The sequence below is a fragment of the Celeribacter sp. genome, assembly GCF_048266405.1.
GTDB lineage: Bacteria > Pseudomonadota > Alphaproteobacteria > Rhodobacterales > Rhodobacteraceae > Celeribacter.
This window is the reverse complement of the sequence record NZ_JBLWZO010000001.1, coordinates 704,069-726,076: the sequence shown is the minus strand read 5'-3', so window position 1 is coordinate 726,076 and position 22,008 is coordinate 704,069. Positions and strand designations below refer to the sequence as shown.

At 56.7% G+C, this 22,008-nt stretch carries 22 protein-coding genes; 2 read left to right on the top strand and 20 right to left on the bottom strand.

Translation table 11 applies throughout. From position 1 onward, the window contains the following. Positions 1-73: 73 nt before the first annotated feature. Positions 74-1,387, bottom strand: coding sequence for an ATPase (locus ACN0TS_RS03700; RefSeq protein ID WP_417257954.1), 1,314 nt, complete (start codon positions 1,385-1,387; stop codon positions 74-76). A gap of 192 nt (positions 1,388-1,579) precedes the next feature. On the opposite strand from ACN0TS_RS03700, the gene ACN0TS_RS03695 reads away from it, so the two are divergent. Continuing rightward, positions 1,580-3,217 (top strand): hypothetical protein, encoded by a 1,638-nt coding sequence (locus ACN0TS_RS03695; protein WP_417257953.1) that lies wholly within the window; start codon positions 1,580-1,582, stop codon positions 3,215-3,217. A gap of 12 nt (positions 3,218-3,229) precedes the next feature. On the opposite strand, the gene ACN0TS_RS03690 is transcribed toward ACN0TS_RS03695, so the two are convergent. The 12 genes from ACN0TS_RS03690 to ACN0TS_RS03635 form a co-directional block, all read right to left on the bottom strand. Continuing rightward, entirely contained in the window at positions 3,230-3,724 is a 495-nt protein-coding gene (locus ACN0TS_RS03690) for an A24 family peptidase (protein WP_417257952.1), read from the bottom strand. Continuing rightward, positions 3,724-4,578, bottom strand: a complete 855-nt coding sequence (locus ACN0TS_RS03685; protein ID WP_417257951.1) for a tetratricopeptide repeat protein — start codon at positions 4,576-4,578, stop codon at positions 3,724-3,726. The genes ACN0TS_RS03690 and ACN0TS_RS03685 overlap by 1 nt, the downstream gene beginning before the upstream one ends. A 121-nt stretch (positions 4,579-4,699) precedes the next feature. Next, positions 4,700-5,278: a tetratricopeptide repeat protein gene (locus ACN0TS_RS03680; RefSeq protein ID WP_417257950.1), complete on the bottom strand. Its 579-nt coding sequence runs from the start codon at positions 5,276-5,278 to the stop codon at positions 4,700-4,702. Positions 5,279-5,320: 42 nt separating this feature from the next. Next, on the bottom strand, positions 5,321-6,295 hold the full coding sequence (locus ACN0TS_RS03675; protein ID WP_417257949.1) for a type II secretion system F family protein: 975 nt from the start codon (positions 6,293-6,295) through the stop codon (positions 5,321-5,323). A gap of 70 nt (positions 6,296-6,365) precedes the next feature. Beyond that, the gene (locus tag ACN0TS_RS03670) at positions 6,366-7,334 is read right to left on the bottom strand and encodes a type II secretion system F family protein (RefSeq protein ID WP_417257948.1); all 969 of its coding nucleotides are present in this window, start codon (positions 7,332-7,334) and stop codon (positions 6,366-6,368) included. Between the two features lie 18 nt (positions 7,335-7,352). Further along, the gene (locus tag ACN0TS_RS03665; RefSeq protein ID WP_417257947.1) at positions 7,353-8,798 is read right to left on the bottom strand and encodes a CpaF family protein; all 1,446 of its coding nucleotides are present in this window, start codon (positions 8,796-8,798) and stop codon (positions 7,353-7,355) included. Between the two features lie 31 nt (positions 8,799-8,829). After that, entirely contained in the window at positions 8,830-10,086 is a 1,257-nt protein-coding gene (locus tag ACN0TS_RS03660; RefSeq protein WP_417257946.1) for an AAA family ATPase, read from the bottom strand. Positions 10,087-10,290: 204 nt separating this feature from the next. Further along, positions 10,291-10,947 (bottom strand): OmpA family protein, encoded by a 657-nt coding sequence (locus tag ACN0TS_RS03655; RefSeq protein ID WP_417257945.1) that lies wholly within the window; start codon positions 10,945-10,947, stop codon positions 10,291-10,293. 4 nt (positions 10,948-10,951) lie between these two features. Next, a complete protein-coding gene (locus ACN0TS_RS03650; RefSeq protein WP_417257944.1) occupies positions 10,952-12,388 on the bottom strand; it encodes a type II and III secretion system protein family protein in 1,437 nt (478 codons plus the stop codon). A gap of 243 nt (positions 12,389-12,631) precedes the next feature. After that, a complete protein-coding gene (gene cpaB / locus ACN0TS_RS03645; protein WP_417257943.1) occupies positions 12,632-13,474 on the bottom strand; it encodes a Flp pilus assembly protein CpaB in 843 nt (280 codons plus the stop codon). Between the two features lie 271 nt (positions 13,475-13,745). Then, a complete protein-coding gene (locus tag ACN0TS_RS03640) occupies positions 13,746-13,943 on the bottom strand; it encodes a Flp family type IVb pilin (RefSeq protein WP_417257942.1) in 198 nt (65 codons plus the stop codon). A gap of 33 nt (positions 13,944-13,976) precedes the next feature. Then, complete coding sequence (locus ACN0TS_RS03635; protein WP_417257941.1) at positions 13,977-14,174, bottom strand: Flp family type IVb pilin; 198 nt, start codon at positions 14,172-14,174, stop codon at positions 13,977-13,979. A 512-nt stretch (positions 14,175-14,686) separates the two neighbouring features. Here ACN0TS_RS03635 and ACN0TS_RS03630 point away from each other — a divergent pair. Beyond that, positions 14,687-15,466 carry a lytic transglycosylase domain-containing protein gene (locus ACN0TS_RS03630; RefSeq protein WP_417257940.1) on the top strand — a complete coding sequence of 260 codons (780 nt, stop codon included), beginning with the start codon at positions 14,687-14,689 and terminating at the stop codon, positions 15,464-15,466. Between the two features lie 64 nt (positions 15,467-15,530). On the opposite strand, the gene ACN0TS_RS03625 is transcribed toward ACN0TS_RS03630, so the two are convergent. The 7 genes from ACN0TS_RS03625 to ACN0TS_RS03595 form a co-directional block, all read right to left on the bottom strand. Next, complete coding sequence (locus ACN0TS_RS03625; RefSeq protein WP_417257939.1) at positions 15,531-16,268, bottom strand: SDR family oxidoreductase; 738 nt, start codon at positions 16,266-16,268, stop codon at positions 15,531-15,533. Further along, positions 16,265-17,590, bottom strand: a complete 1,326-nt coding sequence (locus tag ACN0TS_RS03620) for an FAD-binding protein (protein WP_417257938.1) — start codon at positions 17,588-17,590, stop codon at positions 16,265-16,267. Before ACN0TS_RS03620 ends, ACN0TS_RS03625 begins: the two co-directional genes overlap by 4 nt. Next, a complete protein-coding gene (locus tag ACN0TS_RS03615) occupies positions 17,571-18,575 on the bottom strand; it encodes a lysylphosphatidylglycerol synthase transmembrane domain-containing protein (protein ID WP_417257937.1) in 1,005 nt (334 codons plus the stop codon). Before ACN0TS_RS03615 ends, ACN0TS_RS03620 begins: the two co-directional genes overlap by 20 nt. A gap of 166 nt (positions 18,576-18,741) precedes the next feature. After that, the gene (locus ACN0TS_RS03610) at positions 18,742-19,371 is read right to left on the bottom strand and encodes a 3-oxoacid CoA-transferase subunit B (protein ID WP_417257936.1); all 630 of its coding nucleotides are present in this window, start codon (positions 19,369-19,371) and stop codon (positions 18,742-18,744) included. Between the two features lie 29 nt (positions 19,372-19,400). Beyond that, on the bottom strand, positions 19,401-20,177 hold the full coding sequence (locus ACN0TS_RS03605) for a hypothetical protein (protein WP_417257935.1): 777 nt from the start codon (positions 20,175-20,177) through the stop codon (positions 19,401-19,403). Then, positions 20,174-21,223, bottom strand: coding sequence for a GSCFA domain-containing protein (locus tag ACN0TS_RS03600; protein ID WP_417257934.1), 1,050 nt, complete (start codon positions 21,221-21,223; stop codon positions 20,174-20,176). Before ACN0TS_RS03600 ends, ACN0TS_RS03605 begins: the two co-directional genes overlap by 4 nt. Before the next feature lie 14 nt (positions 21,224-21,237). Continuing rightward, the gene (locus ACN0TS_RS03595; protein WP_417257933.1) at positions 21,238-21,936 is read right to left on the bottom strand and encodes a CoA transferase subunit A; all 699 of its coding nucleotides are present in this window, start codon (positions 21,934-21,936) and stop codon (positions 21,238-21,240) included. Positions 21,937-22,008: the final 72 nt, after the last annotated feature.

The following is a 22,008-nucleotide window of genomic DNA, read 5'->3' as shown; positions in this document are numbered from 1 at the left end:
AAGTGAGAAGGCCTAATGCAAATGTGAAGCAGGGCTTCAAGGCGCGGGAGGATCATCCCCCGCGCGCATGATGTTAGTGGTCGAAGCTGCTTTCTTTGACGAACATGTTCGCCCACGCGCGGTCAATCAGCTCGGGTGTCATGTGATAGGGCTCGCCCTCAAACTCGTTGATGGCCATGATCTGATCAATCAGGAACACAGGTTGATAGTTCGCGTAGACGTTGTCGATCGTGCTGTATTTTTCCTGCAGCAAATGGATAAGCGACTGTTGATCGAGCGGCATACCTTTTTTCTTCGCCACCATCGCAAAGATTTTGAGGAAACCCGCCTGATCGGGGCCGTCAATTTTGATCTTGTAGAAAATACGACGCAGCGCCGCTTTATCGAAAATCTCGTTCGGGTGGAAGTTGGTGGAGAAAATCACCAGCGTGTCGAAGGGCACTTCGAATTTTTCACCCGATTGCAGGGCGAGAATATCCTTGTTCTCTTCGAGTGGCACGATCCAACGGTTGACGAGTTTTTGCGGTGGATCTTCTTGGCGGCCAAGGTCATCCACGATGAAGATGCCGCCAGTGGATTTAAGCTGTAGCGGCGCTTGATAGGTGCGTGCGGTTGGGTTGTAGACAAGGTCGAGCATGTCGAGCGACAATTCACCCCCTGTGACCACCGTGGGGCGCTCACAGCGCACATAGCGGCGGTCGAAGCGGTTGGCCGTGCGGCGCAGGGATGTTTCGCTGTCTTCGTTCTCTTCTCGTTTGACGTGCATCAGAGGGTCATAGACGGTGATGACCATGCCGTTGTATTCGATGGCCCGTGGCACATAGATCAGATCGCCCAAGGCATCGCGAATCCCGTTGGAAATTGAAGATTTACCGTTGCCGGGAGGGCCATACATCAGGATCGAGCGACCTGCACCAACAGCGGGTCCAAGCTGATCGAGCAAATCGGGCGGCAAGATGAGGTGCCCCATAGCGGAGACGAGCGCCTGCCGTGTGATCGTCATATTGCGCACGGATTGCTTTTTGACCTGCTCGGCGTAGCGTTCGAGCGGGACAGGCATCGGGCCAAAGTATTCCGATTGCGACAAGGCGTCGAGGGCGCGGGCTTTGCCCGTGTCAGACAGGCGGAAGCCCATCTCCGATCCTGATCCCGCATGCAATGTCCCTGTTGCCTCAACAAGGCCCTGTTCGCGCACATTATCCACGAGGTCTTGTGTCAGGGCGGCGGACAGGCACATGGTTCTTGAGAGTTGTGTGACGTGTTCCTGATTGGTCCGAAACATGGTTTTGAGCAAAATATCCCGCATCATCACCATGTTAAGGCCCGTGTCCTCCAACGTTTTGGGTTGGGTCGGGGCCAAGACATTCGGTTGCACTTGCATATTCATCGCAGGGTCTCTCAAATTGCTCGTGCTACGCATTGCGCAGCCGATTTGGTGGTTTGATCCTTGGTTAGAGGGGAAATTCGGCACCAATAAGGCCAATTTCGGATCTTTGTCTCTTTTGTGATGCCATGTTTGCCCGTACCTTGCCCGCGAACACCATTAACAGACATGACACCCAACCGAAGGTTCGGCCCCATGACCAAAATCCCCCCTCTACGTTATGCCCTCGTTCTCATTGCTTTGATTGTCGTTTGGGGCGGGATCGGGTTGGCCAAGGGCGGACTGTATGTCGACCGGTATGAGGGCGATACGTCCTATATGGTCGATATGATCGCGCGGATGTGGGCAGGGGCGGTGCCACATATTGATTTCGAAACACCGATTGGATTGGTGGCCCTGTTGCCCGTCGCATTGATGGCCAAGGCAGGTTTTGGCATTGGTCAGGCCTTTATCGCGGGGCAGGTTGTGATGGCGCTGATCCTCGCGCCGATGATCTGGCGTGTGGGCACATCGCGGCTGACGGGGATTTCCGCGTGGCTGTTCGGGGTGGTGAGCATCGCCTTTGTTCTCGCACTTGTGCATGGCGAAGACACGTTGTCGATTTCAGTGTCGATGTATTACAACCGTTGGGCATGGGTGATGGCCTTCGTCGCGATCTTGCTTGCCGTCATCGAGCCGCATAAGGATCTCGCCCATCCACGGATCGACGGGGCCTTTATCGGGTTGATGCTCACGGGCATGGCGATGAGCAAACCCACGTACTTTGTCGCGTTTTTCATTCCGATTGTGTTGGCTCTGGTGCTGCGCCGTGCCTATGCCTCGCTCCTCGCAGGTCTGGTGACGGGGGCGATCTGTGCCGGTGTGATTGCGCTGTTTTTCGGCGTGGGGATTTTTGAAGCCTATATCAGCGATCTGCTCACGGTGGTGGGGTCGGAGACCCGTGCCGCACCTGGTGTGCCCTTGTCCGAAGTGGTCAACGGCCCTCGGTTCTTTGTCGCGACGCTCGTGGCGATCCTGGCAATCATCGTGTTGCGGCAAAGTGGCCAGTCCCGTGCGGGACTGTTGCTGATGCTCTTGGTGCCGGGGTTCATTTATGTGACCTATCAGAACTTCGGCAATGATCCCAAATGGCTGATACTGCTCTGTATCTACCTGCTCGCGCATCGCCCTGTGCGTGGCATTCGGGTGCTGTTCAATGCCGAAGGAAAGGACGCGCTCGGGGCGCTTGCCCTTGTATCCTTTGCGTTGATTATGCCGTCGCTGCAAAACATCATAACCAGTCCGTTCCGCCATTACGCGGAGAACACCGAAAAATACAGTCTGCAAATTGATGGGCATCCGAAGACGGACGATGTCTTTGTCTATGATGACCGCTCAGCGGTGATGCTGGCGCGGCAATTCCTTGCGGACGATAAACCCGCGCTTGCCGCCTATGAGGCGGAGAGTAAAGCGCGTGATGCTACCACATTCCTTGGCGAGACGTTGCCACGCTGTACCTTGATGTCGGGGGACACGGCGATGGACCGTTATATTTCGGCACAGTTGAAAAAGCCTCCGTTGAACTATCCGCCCGAGGCGCAGTTTTACGTGGCAGACGTGGCTTCGATGGTGTGGATGATTGGCGGCTTCACTCCGCTAAAGGAGGGCGCACCGTGGTATTATGCGGGCACACCGGGCCTTGAAAATGCGGATGCGATTATCGTGCCCTTGTGCCCCTTGTCGGAGGCCTATCGAAAAGCATCGCTCAAGGCGTTGGAAAGTGCGGGATTGCAGTTGAAACCCGCGATCCGCGACGATGCGTTCCTGATCTATCCGATTGTGAAGGACGAGTAGGGGCCTGCGGCACTAGCCGGTAAAGGCCGCAAGCGCGAAATAGGTGACAAGCGTCCCAGCGAGGGCGAGGCCCATCGGGAATTTATTGTGGCCCCATGAGACCCAATCGGGAGTGGCGCGCCGCACGGCGGGGGTGGCTCGCAGCAAGCGGTGTGCCGCAAAGGCGCCGAGCAGGAAGGCGCAGAAAATCATCAAGACGGGCATTACATCTGCGACAGGGATGAACATCGACATGGCCGCGGCGAACTTGCCGTCACCCGCGCCGACACCTGCGAACATGAATAAAAAGATACCTACGCCATACATGATGATCCCGTGGGCAAAGCCCCATAGGTATTGATCAAACGGTAGGAAAAAAGGCGCAGTGACCACGTAGATCGCGGCCAAGGTCAAGACCAACCCGTTGGGCAGCTTCATCCGTTTGAGGTCATTGAAGGCGGAGAGAAAGGCGACGGGCGAGGTGGCAATGAGGAACCACAGCGCCGCACCTGTTGTCAGCGTCAGCATCAGTTCGTCACATTGTCCTCAAGGGCGCGCAAGCTGCGCACGGCGGCCTCGAAGTGCTGTGGATGCGTCTCGATGGCTTCCTTGATCAGACCTTTGCCGATCACGGTGTCGCCTGATTTCACAGCCGAGAGACCCAAGGTGTAGAGTAACTGGGCGCGTTCAATCTGTGTCATCTCGACGACGGGCAGATCGTATTTGCCCTGCGCGCCGCGGGCCAGAACCATGTTGTTCTTGGCCGTAAACAGCGAGGGATCATAGGTGATCGCGCGACCAAAGAGAACTTCGGCCTCTTTGTATTCGCCGCGGGTCAATTTGGAATAGCCCCAGTTGTTGAGAACCGAGGAGGGTTTGGTGGTCAGGCCTGCGGCAGTTTCATAGAAACTGTCGGCCTTTTTCCACTCTTGGTTGCTGTCGGCAATCATCGCCTCAAGGCGGTAGCGTTTGTAGGTCTCGTGGGTCGGTGGCACGGAGTTGAGTTGTTTCTCTGCGCCTTTCCAGTCGCCCACGCGGATTAGTGCGTCGGCGTAATCGACGCGGTCGTCGCTTGTCGCGTCCTCATGCTCCATCACGGCTGCCCATGCTTTGACAGCGGCATCGGCATGGCCTGCGCGGATCAGGGATTTGGCGAGGCCGCGTTTGAGATCAACGCGTGTGGGGTCTTGGGCAACGGAGCGCGAGAAGTAGGAGACCGCTTCATTGGGGTCTGCCGCGCCGAGCATCAATTCGTTGAGGTTGCTTTCGTCAATCACGTTGACGCCTGTTTTCGCCCTTTTCACTTCGGACATTGCGCCTTCGCATCCCGAAAGAGCCATCGCGCCCGTAAGAGCCAGCGAAATCATTACAATTTTACGCATGGTGCCTGTCACCTTTTTGTCTGCTCGTTCCGCTCAACTGCTCAGGGGCCGTTTTATAGCTATGGCTTTGCCCGTTTTCGGGTCGTTGTTGCCACAGATCGGGGTTGTCCCCGCGGTCCACCTAGCGTGCCAGTAGGAGATAGTCCCCCGTGCCACGACGCACCAAAGCGAAATCACTCTCGTTTTCATCAATATAAGCGGGGTTTTCGATTTTGGCGAGCGCCAAGCGTAAATTGTCGCGAATGTCGGCAGATTGGCCACTATCAAGGGCAAATGCGATGCGAAAGACCCGTTCGGCCTCCCCGTAATTGCCGCGCTCCATCAAAACGACGCCCAAGTTGTTCCACGCGGGGACAAAGGTTTCGTCCATATCCGTGGCACGGCGCAGGATGCTTTCAGCCTGACCCAATCGCCCCAGTTTGAGGTTGGCGGAGCCAATAGCGGAGAGGGTATCCACGGTGACGCCCTGTTCGCCTGCGGCGCGGTAATAGGATTTGAGGGCAAGCTCGTATTCGCCCGCTTCCATCAAACGGTGCCCGACCAAAAGCCCGTCCACGGTGTCGCCCGCGCGCCCAACTCCACTGGGGGCGTAGGGGCCATCTTTTAGCGGGTGAAGGCCGCCCGTGTTACAGGCGGCCAAAGACAGGGTTGCGGCGCAAAGAGCGGCAACGAAAGATAGACGGGTCGGGCGGCGCGGCATGTAGAGATGTCCTTGCTCGTTTTGCCGCGCCACGACCCGATTTTAGAACGATGTCGTGTTGAGCAGCGTGTAGATGTCATAGACCGACGGGCCGATTAGAATGATCAACAGCGGCGGCACTGTGAGCATCATTGTGGCAAGGGTCATCTTGGTAGGCAACTTGTTTGCGGCCTCTTCGGCGCGCATTACGCGTTTATCACGCATTTCGGCTGCGTACACACGCAAGGCATCGGCAATTGACGTCCCGAAGGCCTGCGATTGGATCAACACGGTCACAAAGGAGGCCACGTCAGCAACGCCTGCACGTTCGGCCATATCTTTGAGAACGTTGACCTTGTCCTTACCCGCTTTGATCTCATAGCTGACGATTTCAAACTCGTCTGCCAGAGCGGGAAACCCTGAGCGGATTTCCTTGGCCACGCGGATGATCGCCTGATCGAGCGATTGACCTGCCTCAACGCAGACGAGCATGAGGTCGAGTGCGTCGGGGAAACCATTGGTGATTTCCTCTTTGCGGGTCTCGACGCGGCGCGTCACCCAATACTTAGGGAAGTAATAGCCCACAGCGCCGGGAAGGACGATGTGCATGATCATCGCTTGGGTGCTGAGCTCCTGTGTCGAGCTTTTGATGAGCGCGAGGACCACACCAACCGCCAACAGGCTCAGGCCCAGAGCAAATTGCGAGAAGTGATACATCCGGACCGCGTTTTTCCCACGGTAGCCCGCTTGGATCAGCGTCAACTGGGCGGCGGAGTATTCTTCTTCGTTTTGCGGCTCGAGGAAGGCGGCATATTTTTCGAGTTTGTCGCCCTTCTTGTTGTCGCGCAGTTTGACGCCTTTGGCGTCAAAGGACTTGCTGTGGCTTGAGTCCTTGAGACGATCAAACGGGTCGCGCCGCTTGTTCATCAGCATAATCAATGCGCCAAGGACCATAACTGTTCCAAGCACGCCGATTAAAATCAGCGGACCAAAGGGGCCAAGCTCTTCTCCGAGCAGTTGTGTGAAAAGATCCGTCATGGGTTCTATCCTTGTGTGGCCGTTTCGGCCGTGTCTGGTCGTCGGCCGTGAAGGCCGTATTAGGGTCTGCTTAGACCTTGATGTTAACGAGGGCTTTCATCACGAAGATGTTGGCGACGAGGAAGCCCGCAACGATCAAAGCGGCAGGAATAAAGGCGGCTGTGTCTTTCACCGTGTCGTAGTAGTCGGGTTTGCCGACCGAGATCAGGATCAGCGCACCAAGCGGGAAGCCCGACAGGAATTTACCTGACCATTGGGCCTCGGCCGTGATGGCTTTCACGCGGCGGAACAGTTTGAAGCGTGAGCGGATCACCTTCGCCAAGCCATCGAGTACCTCGGCAAGGTTGCCGCCCGATTGCTGTTGGATGGACACGGCCACAGCGAGGAAGCGCAAATCCTGCATATCAAGGCGTTCGGCCATATCTTTGAGGGCTTCACCAACGTCACGTCCATAGGCGCTTTCGTCAGAGATAACGCCCATTTCGGTGCCAAGAGGGTCGGGGACTTCTTTGGCGACAATGCTGAGCGCGTTCGCAAAAGGGTGGCCGACGCGCAGCGAGCGCACCATCAATTCCACGGCATCGGGCAATTGCTCCTCGATCATCGCCAGGCGTTTTTTGGCTTTGCCGTTGATCCAGACAAAGACCGCGCCAACACCGATCACCACAGAGACCAACGCGCGTACCGGTACGGAGGTGGCGGTGCCGATGGTCAGGCCGACAAAGGCAATCACACCCAGAAACCCCATCAGCATCAACAGCTGAGAAGGGGTAAAGGCGATATTGGCCTTTTGCGCCTTCTCGGCGAGGATGGAATAGAGCGGGATCTGGCGTGAGCGCAGGTGTTGACCCATTTCCTTGCGGAGCTGGTTGAGAACCTGTTCGCGATCACCGTTTTTTTCGAGCAATTCGTAACGGCGGTTCACCTTTGAATTCAGCGAGATACTCTTGCCGAAAATGGTTAGGTAGATGCCTTCGACAAGCAGGAGTACCGCGACGAAGACGATCCCGTAGATGATTGGTTCAATAGAGAGGACCATGGGGTTTCCTTACGTGTCTTAAGAGAGTTTTGTGGGTTCAAACAGCGATGCAGGCAGATCGTAGCCCCACATGCGGAACCGCTCGGAATAGTGGGAGCGCACACCGGTGGCCGTGAAATGGCCGATGATCTTATTGTCGGGGGTGAGACCCGTGCGCTGGTAGCGGAAGACCTCCTGCATGGAGATAACGTCTCCTTCCATGCCCGTGATCTCGGTGATCGAGGTCATGCGACGTGAACCATCTTGCAGACGCGAGGCCTGCACGATGAGGTTCACAGCCGATGAAATCTGTGATCGCACGGCTTTGAGCGGCATCTCAATCCCGGCCATCGCGATCATGTTTTCAAGACGCGACACACCATCACGCGCCGAGTTGGCGTGGATTGTGGTCATGGAGCCATCGTGGCCTGTGTTCATGGCCTGCAACATGTCGATGACTTCTTCGCCACGGGTCTCCCCCACGATGATGCGGTCAGGACGCATACGCAGGGCGTTTTTCAAACAATCGCGCTGTGAAACGGCGCCTTTGCCCTCAACGTTGGCGGGGCGGCTTTCCATCCGGCCCACGTGGGTCTGTTGGAGTTGAAGTTCGGCGGTGTCTTCGATCGTCAGGATACGTTCATCGTTGTCGATGAAGGACGAGAGCGCGTTGAGCGTTGTCGTTTTACCGGAGCCTGTACCGCCAGACACAATGACGTTGAGGCGGGTGGACACGGCGGCTTGTAGATAGACCGCCATCTCTTCGGTGAAGGCGCCGAAACGCACGAGGTCGTCGATCGACAGCTTCTCTTTTTTAAACTTACGAATGGAGACGAGCGAGCCATCCACGGCCACAGGCGGCACCATCGCGTTGAAACGCGAACCATCGGCAAGACGGGCGTCAACGTAGGGGTTGCTTTCATCAACGCGGCGACCCACAGCGGAGACGATTTTGTCGATGATGCGGAGTAGGTGCTTTTCGTTTTTGAATGTAATATCAGTAAGTTGCAATTTCCCGTCGCGCTCAACGAAAATCTGTTGCGGGCCGTTGACGAGAATATCGTTGACCGTGTCGTCTTTCAAAAGTGTCTCGAGCGGGCCAAGGCCGCGCACCTCGTCGTAGAGGTTCTGGTTTAGTGTCGCACGCTCTTCGCGGTTGAGCACCATGCCAAGATCGGTCAGAGCTTCGGCGGTGATGGCCGAAATCTCTGCGCGCAACTCTTTCTCTGGAGCCTTTTCAAGGGCGGCAAGGTTGAGGTCTTCGAGGAGGCGTTTGTGCATCTCGACTTTGATGTCGGAGATACGTTCCTTGCGCTTCAATTCCTTGTCTGCGGGGACAACCTGCGCGGGTCGGGAATTGTCACGACGGGAGACCGCTACCTTTTGGGGGGCGGCTCCTGGAGCGGCGGGAGGAGGCACGGGAGTGGCTTTTGTGGCCACGGGTTGTGCCTTCGCAGTGTCGCTTTTTTTGTATCTCGAAAACATGCTCGTTAATCCTCAGGTACAGTGGGCAGCCTTATTCGGCGGCTTCCAGATGTTCGGCTTTGTGGGCGTGCAACGAGGCTGCAAGCTTCATAATTTCTTTGCGAAGCGGGGACTTGGCGGCTTCCAATGCGAGTGGCAAACCTTGGTCGCAGGCTTCGCGGACGATCTTTCCTCCGTCGGGGAGTTGCACGTCGATGGCGATTTCAAGGTTCTCGGAGAGCCGTTTGATCCGCGATTTTGCAGTCAGGTCCATGCCTTTGGGCGCACGGTTCAACAAGAACCGTAGTCTTTCCCATGGCAGGTCTTCGGCCTGAAGCGCGGTGCGCAGGCGCATGATGTTTTGCGCAGAGCGAAGATCCAGTTCAAAGGGCACGAAATAGAACTCGGACGCGTTCAAAACCGCTTCGGTCCAGTTGACCAAAGTTGTTGGCATATCCACGATCACATAGTCGAATTGCGACTTTGCCATCGCAAGAAGGCGTTCAATGTCTTCGCTGTTGATAAAGTCCAGCGGCAACAAATCTGGCGGCGCGGTCATCACAGAAAGGGTATCGTTGAACTCGACCAAGGCCTGACGGAAACTGTCGTCATCCATCAGTTCGGTTGAGGTCAAGAGCTCATAAATGGCTTCGCGGCGCGGCAGATCGAGATAGGTTGAGACCGATCCATATTGCAAGTTCAGGTCGATCAACACAACGCGGGGCTGTGGATCTTTCTTCTCGATATTGGCCAATTCCCATGCGAGGTTCACAGCAAAGGTGGTCGCACCTGCGCCACCGCATACGGCTTGCACCGGTAGGACAACGCCGTTTCGGTCATTTTTGGACTTGCCATAAAGCTGACCGGCGGATGTATCTATGAACTCGACTGCGGGAGCTACTTCAGGACGATCAAGGCGCTCAATCGCTTCGCCAAGCGCTCCTTCGGGGAGCGGGTAGGGGATGAAGTCCTCAGCGCCCAGCTGCAATAATTGGTGCAGCGCCATTGGCGACACTTCGTCAGCGATCAAAATGACCTTCACGCCCTGTGCTTTGGCCGCTTTGATCAAATCGGCAACCATTGCCAAGACGGCTTCGTCTTCTTGATCAATGGCCACGGCCACGAATTTGAGACTACCGCTGTCGGGTTGGCGGAAAAATAGGCGTGCGTCCTCAAACGAAAGATCACCCCAGGCTTCGCCCAGTGCATCTTCCATGTCTTCGATCAGGAGATCGAAGTTTTGCACATCTCGACTGATGGTACATGCCACCAGGGGTGCATCTGTCTGCAATGCAGTTTCACTCGTCATTGCCTGCGTCCTTCTTTGTCTCGGAGCGCCGAAAGGACGAGTGCATTGATTTTCAAATGAAAACCGCCACCCTTTCCTTTGGCGCGCAGTCCGACTCGGCTGTCGAACATACTGCTCCCAATAAGAAGAAGGTGACGGGGAAAGTGGGCAACAATGGGGCCGAAATCGCGTAATAATTCGCTATTTCAGAACATTGTTGATAATTTATTCCGTTTGTTCCTCACCGAATGCGATCAAATCGGACGGTGCCGTGGCACTTTCGATATATTCGCGGTGGATAATCTCGGCATAGCGGCTGTCCATCACAATTGGATTGCTTTGCACAAATCCCGACACTTCTGTCACAGTACGACGGTTGCGGCGTTCTGCGGCTTCGGTGACGACGATGGGTTGTGTCTCTCCGTAGGACACCATTGCTTCGAGACGCGATTTGGAAATCCCGTTGCGGGCCAACTCGTTGACGACCGCTTGAGCTCGGCGCAATCCGAGACGTTTGTTCGCGCTGTTCGAGCCAACCAGATCGGTGTGACCGTAAACGCGGAAGCGAACTTCTGGGAATTGAGCGATGAAATGGGCTTGCCGGCGGATCACAGCGCGCGATTCCGCGTCCAGAACCGCGGAGTTGAACGCGAAGTTCACCGTCGTTGGCACCGCAGCGGCGAAACGCTCGTTCAGGTTCACGGCGTATTGGAGTTCGCCGTTTTGAACCAACGTGTTGTTCATTGTTGCGTTGCCGAATTGACCGGCATTTAGGTAGCCACCTGCCTCTTCGTAAAAGCCGGAGAATGCTTTGGAATCGGAGCAGGCGGAAAGCGCCAATAGGGCCGACGCCGCGAGAGCTGATTTTGTCGTGACACGCATCTGATTACTCCATCACGTAGCCGTAGGACCCTTGGAAGTCCTGTTTCGCCACTTCGCCAGCACCGCCCGATTGGGGTTTGGTGTTGCCGCCGAATGTTTTGCCAAAGAGGAACATCTCTGCCTCGGTCGGGATACGTACGCGATCCGTTGGTAGGGCCAGAGCGGCACCCGATGTTGGCGAAACGAGGTGTGGGGTCACGATAATCACCAGTTCTGACTGAGCGCGTTGATAATCCATCGAGCGGAAAAGCGCGCCGAGAACGGGGATATCACCGAGCCACGGCACCTGACCGTTGAGGTCTTGGAAGTCATCTTGCAACAAGCCTGCAATAGCAAAGCTCTGACCATCACGCATTTCAACCGTTGTGGAGGCCTCGCGGCGTTTGAACGAGTTGAGTGAGAAGCCGTTGGAGGAGTAGTTCACTGTGCTGTCGATGCCCGAAACGGCGGCTTTCAATTCGAGGTTGATCTGATCGCCATTCACCACACGGGGAATGAATTCAAGTTCGACACCGAAGGGCTTGTATTCGATAGCAATGCCATCTTCCGTTTGAACGGGGATGGGGTATTCGCCACCTGCAAGGAACTTGGCCTGTTGACCCGAAAGGGCCGTGAGGTTGGGCTCTGCCAAGGTGCGGACAACGCCTTTTTGTTCCATGGCTTCGAGAACCACGGCCAATTCGACACCCCCCAAGGAGCCGCCAAATTTGATTGCGCCGAGCGCGTCCTCTTTTGCATTGAGCGGCCCTGTGAGGCCATTGCTTAGCATTGTTCCGGTTGATCCACCGCTCCAGTTGGTTGAGGGATCAATTGCACCCGTTGCCGGGTCGATGACGTTGATGTCGTTGAGAAACCCTACCGAGGAGGAAAGGTTTTTCGAGACCGAGCGCGCCATTTCGGCAAAGCGCACTTTCAGCATGACCTGCTGTGTGCCGCCGATATTCAGCAGGTTGGATACGCGGCCAGGGGCGTAGCGTTCAGCCAATTCGACCGCGCGTTCCATCCGCGTTACCGACGAGATGATACCGGATAGGACGATACCGTCATTGGCGGTGCGCACTTCGATCCCCTCACCGGGCATGATCTGGCGCAAGCGCTCTTTGAATTCTGTAATGTCGGGTGTGACCTGAATTTGCACGTTGGTGATCAACGAGCCATCAGGGGACAAAAGGGTCATGGTCGTACGACCAGGTGCACGACCAAGGACGTAGATCGAGCGATCCGATAAGGTCGAGATGTCCGCAATTTCCGCGTTCGCCACCGAGATCTCGGCGAACGGTTCATCGCTTTCGACCACGACTGCCCGGTTCATCGGAACGTTGAGCGTGCCTGACGGCGCGCCTGTCATGACACGAAGTTTGTCTGCGAAAGCTCCATGTGGGGTTGCGCCAATTACAGCACAGCCAAGGAGAGCTGCTCTAAATATATTCATCATTTTCATGTGATCCTGCCTCTGTGACCACGCCTCAAAAAGTGGGGTCTAGCGCCCCGATTGAAGACAACATGCGTCAAACGGCGATTTTTTGCAAGAATCAATCTGTTGGAGGTGTTTGGTGATGTGAATTGGGCACAGATCACAAATTGAGGCTGTTTGATTTGTGCAAGTATTAGCGCATTAACCTATTGAAAAGGCGACGCACCTGAGAGGTGAGCCGCCTTATGGTTTAGTTCGGTTGCCTTGTGCTTAATCATTGCATGGAATTGGCATTTCGATAATTTCGGCGCCTTTGCGGGTGCGCACGGTACAGACGCGAGCGCGTTCTGCTTCCACAACCACTTGCTCTTCGATGCCTAATAGAGCGTTTTGGTCGACTTGGACGGCTCCGATCTTTGTCTGGTCGTCGCGCCCGACCAGTGCGAGGGAGAGGCGACCAGAGGATTGAGCCTGTGCCAAGATGGCGACTTGGGCAGGGGTCACTTCGACAGTCACTGTGCGCGCGATGGTTGGTGACTGGCGTTCCCCGTCAGATGTTTGGTCGACAGCGACGAGAGGGATGGAGGACTGAATGAGTTTTGTCACGTCGCTTTGAGAGCCAGGCACGCGGCCTGTCCAGTACACGTCAACACGGTCACCTGGGCGCAAGAAGCCCGACACCCCTGTGGAGACGTTCACGGAGATTGCGAATGCGCGCATCCCCTGGCCAAGGCGGGCAGCGACGCCCGCGTCTTCACCGGGTTCGGTGACTTTTACAGCCAAGATCGGCTCCATCGCCTCAATACCCCGTAAAGCAATGCGAGGGGTATCTGTCCCTTGTGGAAACAGCTCTTCCTCGGTGCGGAACACGCCTTTAGGCAGACTTTCTTTTGGCCAACGAACTGTCTTTACGTTGTCGATGGTGACCGCATCGCCATAGCTGACACTGTCGGTTAGGACATATATGTCCTCAGTCTCAACGATCTGGGCGCGGTTTGCCCGTTCGGCGGCAAGTTCTGCCTGATAGGTCGACATATATCCGCGGGTCATATGGACAGCAAAGCCAGCGAGAGCCATGCCGATAACAAAAACAAGACCAAATATAAGACGCATGTGTGTTTCCTCTTGCTTAGGGCTTCGTTTGAAAGCCACGAGCGTTCCGGGCCAATATTCATTTGAAATGTGGCAAGTCAGTGGTCATGTCGCGGCACCGATAAGGATTTTTGGACAATCGAGATCAAAACCACTCATTGGTGCGCTTCGGCAATTTAGGACCATGGGACTATGAAAAGGGTAAAAGCCGCGCCCCTTGGGGCACGGCTTTGGTGTCTTGAGTCCGAACCTTGCGGCTCGAGATGGTAAGGCGAATGCCTTAACCAACGCTTTAGTCGACGTAGGACTGAACCGTACGAGATTGCAGGTCGGTAGAGATTTTGGAACCGAGCGATTTCGTGCCTTTCGAAACGGTAGAAAGAACAGCAACGCCGAGGCCAACAACTGCGGCAGTCAGAACGACCCAGTCAACAGTTACAGCGCCATCTTCGTCACGGTTAAAGCGGTTTGAGAGCTTGAAGAATTTCATGTTTTTGATCCTTAGATAAGAAGTGTGTGTGAATTAGTCGACGTAGGACTGAACAGTACGCGACTGAAGGTCGGTGGAGATTTTGGATCCGAGCGATTTCGTGCCGCCTGCAACGGTCGAAAGAACTGCAACGCCGAGGCCAACAACTGCGGCGGTCAGAACGACCCAGTCCACGGTTACGGCGCCATCTTCGTCACGGTTAAAGCGGTTTGCGAGTTTGAAGAATTTCATAGTATTCCCTCCTAGGGTCGTTTGATTTCATTTCCACGTCTTGGCGCTTCAGCGTCGGCGTTTCCCTTGCCGATGTGTCGCTGTCTGCGTTTCGATGTGGCTATATGGCCCCCGAACTGGGGCGAGAGTTGGGCAGCAATGGTACGTTTTTGGATCAGTTAAGTTTTTCGCGGATAATTTGGTTAAGTTATTGAAATATTTCAATAAAAAATCTTAACCATTTTTAAAAATTTTACTTTAGCGGTAAAAGTTGGGTTAATATCAAAATTCTATTGATCGCAAAAAGCTTCTAATCACTGGCCTGAAGGCGCGTTTTTTGCAATTCTGCAACAAACAGGCCCGATCAAACGTGGCCCCATCGAGCAGTTAGGTTCAGATTCTTGTCATTTCCTCGCATCTCTTCGCGTATCGCCCATGTCGTCTGCCTTTGCAGTTGCGCCATCCTGTTCGCTCCCGCTTACGGTCAAGAGACCGGGGGGCCGATTGTACCCAAAAAACTTGGCAGCAAGACTGTGACGACCACGCCTGCATGGGGCAAGGTGACGCCAAAGCGAATTGGTGTGCCCACGAGTGGCACCTCCAAGCGGATCACGGTTCAAATCCGCCCTGAGGATATTGCACGTCAGAAAGGCGTCAGGACGGAGGCTACCTCCAATACCGTGCAGGTGAATGCCGATCCCGAGGAACCTGCCGATCTCCAGGACTGGTTCTGGAACGCGGTGCCCCACGATGTGGGCGGCGCTGCCCCCGAGCGGTTTGCCCTCGCTCTTAAGGCGCTCGAAGCCCCTGAAGCTGTGGGCCTGTCCAAACCGTCTTTCCAGAACATTACGGATATCGCCAATTCCTATGGCACCGATTTGCTCATTCACTCTATTGGCACCAAGGTCAGCCCTGCCTTGGCTCTGGCCGTCATGGCGGTGGAAAGCGCGGGCAAAGCGGATGCGCAAAGCGGGGCAGGGGCGCAGGGCTTGATGCAGTTGATTCCCGCAACGGCGGAGCGATTTGGGGTCACGGACGCTCTTGATCCATCACAGAACATCAAAGGGGGCATTGCCTACCTCGATTGGCTGCTCACGCATTTTAACGGGGATTTGGCGATTGCTCTTGCGGGCTATAATGCCGGTGAGAATGCGGTCAGCAAATATAAGGGACCGCCGCCCTTTGCCGAAACACGAGCTTATGTACCTAAGGTGCTTGCGGCATGGCAGGTGGCGCGCAGGCTGTGCGTGACGCCGCCCGATCTGTATTCGGATGGCTGCGTGTTTGCCACCAACGCCATCAGGAGCGAATAGCAAAAGGGCGCCACATCGGGCGCCCCTTCTGTCTCTCGTATAAGGTATCGTCGATTTCGCGGCGTTAGATGCTCATCTTTTTAAAGATCGCTTCGGGGATGTGACGAATGATCAGCATGATGTAGCGCCAGAAAAACGGCGTGTAGATCACGTTCTTTTTCTTCTTCACCGCTTTGAGAATGTCATCGGCCACCTTTTCGGGGGGAGCGACGAGGAACATGCCATCGACATCCCATGTCATGGCGGTGTCCACGAACCCTGGCTTGACGGTGACAACATGGCCACCCGCGCGGGTCAGGCGATTGCGCAGACCCGACAGGTAGATGGCAAAGCCCGCTTTCGCAGAGCCGTAGACATAGTTGCCGATGCGACCACGGTCGCCCGCAACCGATCCCACGCCCACAACCGTGCCTTGCCCGCGCTCTTCGAGTTCGGGGGCAAGCATTTGCAAGAAGGTGGCGGGGCCTGTGTGGCTGTCTTGGATGACGCCTTCAATCAGGGACGGGTCGGCATCAATGGCCTCTTGGGCGGGCATGGAGCCGACGAAGACAGCACAGTTGATTTCGCCTTCCTCGGATGCGGCCCGTTCAATGATCGGCGCAAAGGTCTCGGTTTTGCGCGCATCAAAGGCCAAGGCTTCGGCGGCGGTGGCCCCACGGGCGACACAATCGGCGGCACTGGCGGTGAGGTCGTCCATGTCGCGACCGCAGAGCAATACGGTCGCACCCTGTGCGGCGAGTTTGCGGCTGAGTGCGCGTGCCATCGACGAGGTGGCACCTAGTATGATCCAAGTGGTGTTCATTGCGCTGTCTCCTGTGGGTCGCGCAGGCTCAGGCGGCGCACGATGTCTGTCTCGAGGTCGCGGTCGGGATCAGCCTTGTTCACGGCCTTTGCCCATTTGGCGTGATCGGGATACATGCCTGCGATTTGTTCTGCTGTCGCGACTCCATCCTTGGCGAAATAAATCCTTCCGCCCGCGTCACGGGCCAGATCGGTCAGTTCCTGAATGAGGAATTCTGATCCTTGGCGGTTGGGGAAGTCGACGGCAAGCGTATAACCTTCCATCGGGAAGGACATATAGCCACCACGTCCCGCGCCCATCTTTTTGAGCACAGCGAGCGGAGAGGCGAGGCCGGAGTTGGCGATGCGTTCCAACATGATGCGCAGACAACCAGTTTTATCCAGTGGCACCACGCATTGAAATTGGTTGAAGCCTTTTTTGCCATAGAGGCGGTTCCAGTTGTGAATCGCGTCGAGGGGAAAGAAAGGCTCGGAAATCGGCTTCACGCTCGTGCGTCCCTTGGCGGGAACGCGGCGGAAATACAGCTCGTTGAACAGCCGCACAATAGGGGCGGAGAGCGCCCAGCTTGGTGCGTCGAAGGGCACGGCGCGGGTTTTGTCTTTCTTGGCATGGACCCCAGAGGTGATTTCGCCCTCTTCGAGAATGCCTCGGCCAAGGGCATCGCCTTTGGCGGTCGCGTCGATCCAGCCCACGGTGTAGTCGGTTTTGCTGTCGTCAAAGGCCACGAGGAATTCGTCGAAGCTGTCTATGCGGCGTTCGGTCAGCACCATCATGTCGCCTTTGCAGGGCATGAGTTGCAGTTTAGCGGAGGCGATGACACCAGTTTGGCCGAGGCCGCCGACGGTGGCACGCCATAGATCTGGGGCGGATTTGGCGGTGATTTTGCGCGACTTGTCCCCTTGGATCAGCGTGATTTCGGTGACGTGTTGGCCAAAGGTGCCCGCCGTGTGGTGGTTCTTGCCGTGAACATCATTGGCGATACAGCCGCCGATGGTGGCAAAACCGGTGCCTGGCATGACGGGGGGAATCCATCCCTTGCCCGCGAAGGTGCGCCCAAGGTCACCGATGGGCATACCCGCCTCGACCTCGACCACACCCGTGTCCGCGTCAAAGGCGATGACACGATCAAGACGCGTCATATCATAGGCACGTCCCTCATCATTGAGAGCGGCGTCGCCATAAGAGCGGCGCATCCCAAAGGCGGGGGCGGTAACCTCGGCCACCATGCGTTTGAGCGCGGATTGGCGTTCGGGGCGGGCAACCTCACCTGTGGCGGTGCGGGCGCGGCCCCATCCGGTGTAATCAAGCGTTTTCCAAGTCATCGGAGACCTTCAAAGATTTGCGTTCTGCGAGGGGAAAGACCACGACACCAATCGCAATTGCGAACCAGAGTGTGGTCAAACGAATAATAGCTGTGGCGGGCACCGACATGGCGAGCGGTACGCCCTCAATGGCGAGAAGGGCGATCATCGCCGCCTCTGCGCCGCCCACACCTCCGGGGGCCCCAGTGAGGCCGCCCGCGAGTGTGGAGAATAGGAAAATGGCGATGGCTGTAGCGACAGAGACATCTGCGCCCATCCAGTCGAGCAAGAGATAAAAGGCGATGCCCTCGGCGAGCCATCCAAAGAGGGCAAAGACCGAGCCTACAAACATCACGCCGCCCCGCGAAAAGGGATCAAGTGAGCGGGCGGCGCGGCGGACGCGTGCAAAGGCACGAGGTGCTTTGCCCGTGGCGCGGTGGCCCCACTTGGCGATCGTGGCCAACAGGCGCGGACGGGTGACGATAAATGCGGCGGTAAGGGCCATGAGGGTCACGACAGGCCCGCCCGTAATGGCCGTGCCCGAGGACAGCAAGGCAGCCCCCATCAGGATCGCCATCGCGGCCAGATCAGAGGCACGGTCCACAAGCACAAGCGGGGCGGTGCGATCCATCGCCCAACCCGTCTCGCGTTTGATCCAGCGCATCCGCACCAGCTCACCCAAACGTCCCGGAGTGACAGTCATGGCAAAGCCGCCAAGGAAATGGCGCAGATTGTCGAAAAAGGACAAGTTTAACCCCAAATGGCGGGCAAAAAGGTGCCATCTCACGCCACGAAGGAGGTAATTGGCCAAGGATAAGCCCAACAGTGCTGCGACCTGCCACAGGGACAGTTTGCGAATCTGCGCCAGTGTTTCATCCCATCCCGTCGCCGCAGCCGCCCCGATCAGACCGACCACGACCAAGGCCAAAAGACCAAGCATGATAGCGCGGTCGCGCCATGCTGAGGTGGGCTTAAGGGTGGATGGTTGAGCGTTTGAAGCGGGCATGAGGCGGTGTCGTTCCACGATAGGGTCGTTCGATTGCTCGCATTTCTAGAGACAAAATAGGGCAGGAATATGATGCTGTTTCGATTTTATGAACAATCATGTGCTATGCAAAGCGGCCCCCGCATGAGCAGGGGCCGAGTATGTGAGGAGTGTGAAAACCGAGGTGTCAGTCGATGATTGTAGCTTCCGTTGCCGCCCGCAGTTCGGCTTCGGTGACGCCATCGGCGCATTCGACGATTTTCAACCCGCCTTCGACTACATCAAGTACACCGAGGTTGGTGATGACGCGGTCCACCACGCCCTTGCCTGTGAGTGGCAGGGTGCAGGTTTTGAGCAATTTGCTATCGCCATGTTTGTTGGTGTGATCCATGACCACCACCACACGGCCCACACCCGCAACAAGGTCCATCGCGCCGCCCATGCCTTTGACCAGCTTTCCGGGAATCATCCAGTTCGCCAGATCGCCTTTTTCGTCAACTTCCATCGCACCGAGGATCGCCATCGCGATCTTGCCGCCTCGGATCATGCCAAAGGAGGTGGCACTATCGAAATAGGAGGTCTGTGGCAGTTCCGTGATGGTCTGTTTGCCCGCGTTGATCAGATCGGCGTCCTCTTCTCCTTCGATGGGAAACGGTCCCATCCCGAGCATCCCGTTTTCGGATTGCAACGTCACCGTCACGCCCTCGGGAATGAAGTTTGGCACAAGCGTCGGGATGCCGATTCCGAGGTTCACATAGGTGCCGTCTTGCAGTTCGAGTGCGGCGCGTGCCGCCATTTGATTGCGATCCCAAGGCATGTCGTTCTCCTTTTCGCGTTTCCGCGTCTTTATGTATTGTGCGCCGCACGGGGGCGCATGTTCAAGAAGTCATTCGCGTATGCCGCAAAGGCAATGCGTGCGTAATCGGTGTTCAGATGGCGGTTATCGACGCGCTTGCCTGCGGCACCCTGTCCGCTGTTGGGCCACGCAAAGGCGTTGCGCGACCGAAAGGCATCGTGGCGAGTGGTTTCGGGTTGCGGCATGAAACCGTAGCCCGCTTCGGCAAGATGCACGTCAATACTCGCCTCAAACCGAGCCATCCACCGTGCTGTGCTGCTGCGATTGCTCAGTAAGGTGACGAAGCGTTCGTGGCCTGCGCCCTGTTTCCAACTGCGGGCGAGCGGGTAGGGGGCGGGCAGGTGTGTGATGCGGCCATCCGCGCCAAATCGCGCCGCAATGCCGTCGACCTGTGCGGCAACCGCGTCATCTATCAGGGCCTCGGCGGCGGCGGTGCTGATGAGCGGCTGGTCGTCACGAAAGGGCTCTTCCAACACATTATGAAGCGCCAACATGCGCGTCACGGATTGGAACGAAAACCGCTCGCCGACCATCAGGATATGATCGAACGGGGCCATGTCGACTTCGGTCACGCCGTTCCATTCCATCGCCACGTCATGGGCGTCGTCTGTGGCTCGAAATACCGTGCCTTCAAGGGACGTTGCGGCGAATTTCCCACCCGGTAGTCCAAAAACGCGTAGATCAAGGTCGGGAAAGTCCGTTCGCAAGTCGGGCAGGGCCTCGCGAAAGCACACGGTGTGGGACGTGCCGAGGATGAGCACCTTCATGGCACGCGCGCGCGAATGAGCGCCTCCTCACAGATCACATCGTCGTCGCCGTCATCGTCGCGTGGCGGCGCGGATGGCGGTGCATCTGTGTCCCCATCGGGGTCATGGGCGGCAAAGAACATGCGCATGGCTGAGGCCACTCCAACCTCCTCAATAGAGCGCAGGTTGTCTTTGAAAAACGATGAGCGCGCGGCGGGATTGGTGATGACTTCAAAAGACGGGAAATAGTCCACATCCTCATGGGTGGCGCTGAACTCTCCCGCTGCGGCGCGTAGCACGGCCTTGGAATAGGTCGATGCCGCAAGCACATGCCCGCCTGCCGCTGTGGCTGTCAAAGGCACAGGAGAGACTGTCAGCAGCATCTTCATCTGCGGGTTTATGACCTGCAATATCTCGCGCACCGCAGCCAGATCGGCCAGAATTTCGGAGGTTGTAAAGTTGTGGAACGTATAGATTGAGGCGTCAAAGTCGCCTGCGATTGTCCCCGGTGCGGTGGGGTAGACCGTGCCGCTGTCGCGGTGCATCCACACCTCTGTGAGGCCAAGCGTGAAGACGAAAACATCGGCCTTGGTCAGGGCCGCACAGATGGCTTTGAGGTGACTGGAACGAGCCTCTAGCACAAGCTCGGCGCTGTCCAGACCGTCGGGTTCGACATTGGGGCGCTGGGCATCAAAAAAGCGCCCGTCACGGGTCCACACAGGATTTGCGGGCGTAACATCGCCGTAGGCCTCGCGCAGCAGTTGCAGCAGTTGGCGCACCGTGTAGATGTTGCCGTAGCGTGCCGAATACATTGCGTAGCCGAAACGGTTGAGGGCCGCGCGGCTGAACATGCCTGTTGGAGATTCCGTGTCGATCACGCTCCAGTTGCGGTCTTTCAGAGTGCGATGGACATGTTGGGCAAAGCACGATCCAGCCGTCATAATTCCCGTATCTTTGGTGATCGGGAACTTCGGGCGGTAGAGATCCGCCACCGCATGTGGATCGCACGCCACAACGCCCGTGCGCCAAAAGGCTCGATCTTCAAGAGTATCATACGGGGACGCCACGGGCCGAACCGTCGTTACGCTGCGGGGCGGGTTGTGCGTTGCTCAATGCGCTTTTCGTGGTCGCCTTGGATCAAGCGATGCACATAGATGCCGGGCAGATGAATGCAATCGGGATCAAGCGAGCCTGTTGGCACGATTTCCTCAACCTCCATGATGCAGACCTTGCCGCACATGGCCGCAGGCGGGTTGAAATTGCGGGCTGTTTTGCGGAAAACCGCGTTGCCCGTCTCGTCGGCTTTCCACGCCTTCACAATGGAAATATCGGCAAAAATGCCCTCTTCCAGAATATAGGTCTCGCCGTTGAAATCCTTGTGTTCTTTGCCTTCTGCAATGACCGTGCCGACGCCCGTTTTGGTGTAGAAGCCCGGAATGCCGTGGCCACCTGCGCGCATACGTTCGGCCAATGTGCCTTGCGGGTTGAACTCCAATTCCAACTCACCAGACAGGTACTGGCGCATGAACTCGGCGTTCTCGCCTACGTAGGAGGACATCATCTTTTTGATCTGGCGGGTGTCGAGCAATTTGCCCAAGCCAAAACTGTCAACGCCTGCGTTGTTGGAGGCGACGGTGAGATCCTTGACGCCGCTTTCAACAATGGCGTCGATGAGCAACTCGGGGATGCCGCATAGGCCAAATCCGCCCGCCGCGATCAACATGCCATCGGTGAGCAAGCCGTCGAGCGCCTCGGTGGCGGAGCCATATACTTTGTTCATCTTGGGGTTCCTCTCAAATGGTGTTGGCTAACAGTGGCGAAGGCAATGCGCCCTGTCAATATTCTGCACCTG